We start from the raw sequence: 4207 nt of genomic DNA, 5'->3' as shown, positions 1-4207 counted from the left end.
GGGTCCCCGTCCCGGTCTGCCGCACCTCCCGCGCCCCCCGCAGCAGCTCCACGGCCACCAGGGGGTCGGTCGCGCCCCCCGTGACGAGGTTGCCGTCAGGCAGCCTCGTGGTGTCGACCCGCACCCACTTGTCGGCGGGCACGCCCTCGCCCCGGTTCTTCATGTAGAGGGCGCCGGGCGTCAGCAGCTCCGTGACCGGCTCGTGCTCGGCGTCCCCGGCCGCGTCCGGCGGCAGGACGACCTGGAGGCTGCCGCGGCGCTCGGCGTAGTCGAAGGAGCCGGTGCCCCTGATGGCGATCTTCGTGCCGCCGCTGGCCATCTCCATCGACGTGACGATCTTCGAGCTGCCCGCGGCGGCCAGGGAGTCCACCGCCTGCCGCAGCGTCTCCCGCGCGTCGACCGGGACGCTGTCCACCTCGACGGCCTCACCGGCGGCCGAGCACCCCGCCACCGCCAGCGCGCACAACCCGAGACCCACGGCTGCCGCAGTCGCCCGACCGAGCTGCCCCATCTCCGCCAACCCCCTGCACCCGCGCCTCGGACGTCGTCGGGCATAACGAGGGTCAGGGCACCGCGTCACGGCCGGTAGCTTTGTTCCGTGCCTCCCAGCGATCCGCCCCCGCCCGCGCACCGGGCGACCACCACCGAGAAGGGCGCCTTCTCCCGCGCGACCTGCGTCTGCGGCTGGCAGGGCCCGGCCCGCCGGGCGCGCGACCGCGCCCGGCGCGACGCCACCGACCACGAGCAGGGCTGACGGCGGCCCGACGGACGTCACATCCCCCACCCGCAACCGGTCACCTGTTCCCCACCGTCCTCACGGACGACCACACGGGGGAAGCGGAGCGGGAGGCCCCACTTTGAACCGACGAACCTTGATCCGCAGCGGCGCCGGCGTCGCCGCGGCGGGCTGGCTGGCCACGGCCTGCACCCCCGAGAGCGGTCGCCCCGCGCACGCGGGCAGTGCCGCGCCCGGCACCCCCGGCACCGCCACGACGGCCGGCGGCGCCGCGTCACCCAGCGCCTCGCCGACCGCCCGCCCCGACTGGAAGGCCCTCGGCCGCACCCTGGACGGCAGCCTCGTCCTGCCCGACGACGCGGACTACGCCACCGCACGCCTGCTGTACAACACCCGCTTCGACGGGCAGCGGCCCGCCGCCGTGGCGTACGTCTCCGGCACCGAGGACATCCGCGCGTGCCTGGACTTCGCCCGCCGCACCGGCGTCCCCGTCTCGGTCCGCAACGGCGGGCACTCCTACGCCGGCTACTCCGGCGGCAAGGGCCGGCTCGTCCTCGACGTCTCGTCCATGGCCTCGGTGAGCCTGTCCGGCGGCACCGCGACCATCGGGGGCGGGGCGAAGCTCATCGACGTCTACACCAAGCTCGGCGCGAGCGGGCGCACCCTGCCGGCCGGCTCGTGCCCGACGGTCGGCATATCCGGCCTCACCCTCGGCGGCGGCCATGGGGTGCTCAGCCGCGCGTACGGGCTGACCTGCGACAGCCTCACCGGGGCCGAGATCGTCACCGCGGGCGGCCGGGTGCTGCGCTGCAGCGCCAGCGAGAACCCGGAGCTGTTCTGGGCGCTGCGCGGCGCGGGCGGCGGCCAGTTCGGCGTGGTCACCCGGCTGACGTTCGACACGCAGGCCTCCCCGCAGGTCGTCACCGGCTACCTGACCTGGCCCTGGAGCAAGGCCGCCGCCGTCCTGCGCGCCTGGCAGGAGTGGGGGCCCACCCAGCCCGACGAGATCTGGTCCGCCCTGCACCTGGACAAGTCGGGCACCGGATCCCCGCAGATCAGCATCGCCACCGTGGGCATCACCTCGCGCGACGGGCTCGCGAACGCCGTCGACCGGCTCGCCGACACCATCGGCGCCCCCGCGAGCAGCGTCTCCCTGCACCCGCGCTCCTACCTCGACGCCGCCCTCGCGTACGCGGGCTGCTCGAACCTGAGCACCGCCCAGTGCCACCTGCCCGGCACCACCCCGGGTCGCAGCCCCTCCGGCCGGCTCGGCCGGGAGACCTACGCGGCCCGCTCGGACTTCTACGACCGTTCGCTCTCCGCCGCCGGCATCCAGACCCTCCTGTCCCAGGTGGAGGGGCTCCGCTCCGGCTCCGGCAGCGTCTCCCTCACCGCACTGGGCGGCGCCGTCAACCGTGTCGCGCCCACGGCCACCGCCTTCGTGCACCGTCGCTCGCGCTTCCTGGCGCAGTACATAGAGAACCCCGGCACCACGGGCTGGCTGACCGGGCTCCACACGGCCATGCGCCGCCACGCCTCCGGCGCCGCCTACCAGAACTACACCGACGCCACGCTGACCGACTGGCGCACCGCCTACTACGGCTCGGCCGCCGGCAAGCTGACCCGCCTGAAGACCCGCTACGACCCCTCGCGGCTGTTCAGCTTCCAGCAGGCCCTGTAACAAGGCCCCGTCCGCCGGCGGCGGCCGTCAGGCGGCCAGGTCCTTGTCGACCGCCGACGGCTCCGGGTAGGGCTCGCCCCGGCGAGCCTCCGGCCGGCCGGGCGCCGCCTGCACCAGCACGCCGATGCGGGACCCCGCCAGGGCCTTCGTCAGCGGTGTCAGCAGGGCCAGCGCCGCCGGGGCCAGCAGCAGCGCGACGGCCGTGCCGAGGGCGAAGCCGCCCAGAACGTCGGTGGGGTAGTGCACACCCATGTAGACGCGGCAGAAGCCCTCGGCCAGCGCGACCGCGATGGCCGCCAGGCCCCACTTGCGGCTGACCATGAACAGGCCCATCGCCACGGCCATCGTCAAGGTGGCGTGGTCGCTGACGAAGGAGAAGTCGGTCTTCCCCTTCACCAGGACGTCGATGCCCTCGTGGTCCACGAAGGGCCGGGGCCGGTCCACGAAGTTCCGCAGCGGGATGTTGAGCACCAGCGCGATCGACGCCGCCAGCCCGGCCCAGATCACACCCGCCACGGCCGTCGGCGCCTCGGTGCCGCTGCGGCGCGCCACGCGCCACCAGCACCAGCCGGCGATCAGCACCATGAGCAGGATCAGGCCGTACTCGCCGACGGCCTCCATCACACGGTCGAACCAGCGCGGGGCGTCCTTCGCGAGCCCGTTGATGTCGCGGAGCAGACTGACGTCGGGGTTCGAGCCGTCCAGTGAGAGCTCTGCCACCGGTGTCCCCTCACTCTCTTCCGCCGCACCCCCGTGCACGTCCGTGTGGGAGTTGATTCTCCCCCGTCCAACGGACGGCACGGTACGTCGCGTTCCGGTCTCCACCGGATGATCACCAAGGTGTTATCGAAGGGAGACACGTTCCCGCATGCCGGGGCCGGGTGTCCACCCACGGCGACGCCGCGGCGGGCGCGACGGTCACACCGCCGCCGCGCCCGCCGCCGTCACGCGCGTCGCCCCGATGTAGTCCGGGGTGTCGATCTTGTCGAAGCGGATCACCGCGCCCGTGTAGGGAGCGTTGATCATGTAGCCGCCGCCGACGTAGATCCCCACGTGGTGGATGGACCGCGGGTCGGTCAGGTCGTACGCGAAGAAGACCAGGTCGCCCGGGAGCAGCTCGTCCCGCTTCGGGTGCGGTCCGGCGTTCCACTGGTCGTTGGCCACGCGCGGCAGCTCGATCCCCACCGAGTGGTACGCCGCCTTCGTCAGGCCCGAGCAGTCGAACCGGCCGCCCTGCTCCGGCGTGCCGTTGCCGCCCCACAGGTACTTCGTCCCCAGCTTCTGCTGGGCGTAGTAGATCGCGCCCGCCGACTGCCGCGACGGCCCCACCGGGCCCACCGGCGCCGCGAAGCTCTTCTGCAGGGTCGTGATGATCCGGACGTAGTTCTGCGTCTCCCGGATCCGCGGCACCCCGCCGGCCTGGATGACCCGGTACGCACCCGCGTTGTACGCGGCGAGCATGTTCTCCGTCGGGTTCCCCGGCACGTCCTTGACGTAGCCGGCCAGCTCGCAGTCGTACGAGGCGGCCGAGGGGATGGCGTCCGCCGGGTCCCACACGTCGCGGTCCCCGTCACCGTCCCCGTCCACGCCGTGCGTCGCCCACGTCCCGGGGATGAACTGCGCTATCCCCTGCGCCTGCGCCGCGCTCTGCGCCTTCGGGTTCCAGCCGCTCTCCTGGTAGAGCTGCGCCGCCAGCAGCGCCGGGTTGATGGCCCCGCAGAGATTCCCCCACTTCTGCACCAGGCCCTGGTACGCCGCCGGCACCGCCCCCGTGGCGAGCGTCACCGCCC

At 73.7% G+C, this 4207-nt stretch carries 4 protein-coding genes and 1 pseudogene; 2 read left to right on the top strand and 3 right to left on the bottom strand.

Features of this window, described 5'->3' with window-relative positions:
• Positions 1–511: pseudogene (locus tag PV350_RS45095) on the bottom strand (hypothetical protein); the annotation flags it as partial.
• A gap of 87 nt (positions 512–598) precedes the next feature.
• Between PV350_RS45095 and PV350_RS45090 the strand changes: the two are divergent.
• Together PV350_RS45090 and PV350_RS45085 are read left to right on the top strand one after the other, a co-directional pair.
• Entirely contained in the window at positions 599–754 is a 156-nt protein-coding gene (locus PV350_RS45090) for a hypothetical protein (RefSeq protein ID WP_499513099.1), read from the top strand.
• A gap of 103 nt (positions 755–857) precedes the next feature.
• Positions 858–2417, top strand: a complete 1560-nt coding sequence (locus PV350_RS45085) for an FAD-binding oxidoreductase (protein ID WP_499513098.1) — start codon at positions 858–860, stop codon at positions 2415–2417.
• A 27-nt stretch (positions 2418–2444) separates the two neighbouring features.
• On the opposite strand, the gene PV350_RS45080 is transcribed toward PV350_RS45085, so the two are convergent.
• Together PV350_RS45080 and PV350_RS45075 are read right to left on the bottom strand one after the other, a co-directional pair.
• Positions 2445–3137 carry a phosphatase PAP2 family protein gene (locus tag PV350_RS45080; RefSeq protein ID WP_500339124.1) on the bottom strand — a complete coding sequence of 231 codons (693 nt, stop codon included), beginning with the start codon at positions 3135–3137 and terminating at the stop codon, positions 2445–2447.
• Positions 3138–3335: 198 nt separating this feature from the next.
• A partial coding sequence (locus PV350_RS45075) for a C40 family peptidase (RefSeq protein WP_500339123.1) occupies positions 3336–4207 on the bottom strand: 872 nt, incomplete at its 5' end.

Source organism: Streptomyces sp. PA03-6a (genome assembly GCF_033792765.1).
GTDB lineage: Bacteria > Actinomycetota > Actinomycetes > Streptomycetales > Streptomycetaceae > Actinacidiphila.
Note: the sequence above shows the minus strand (reverse complement) of the source record. Positions and strands in the feature narration are given on the sequence as shown.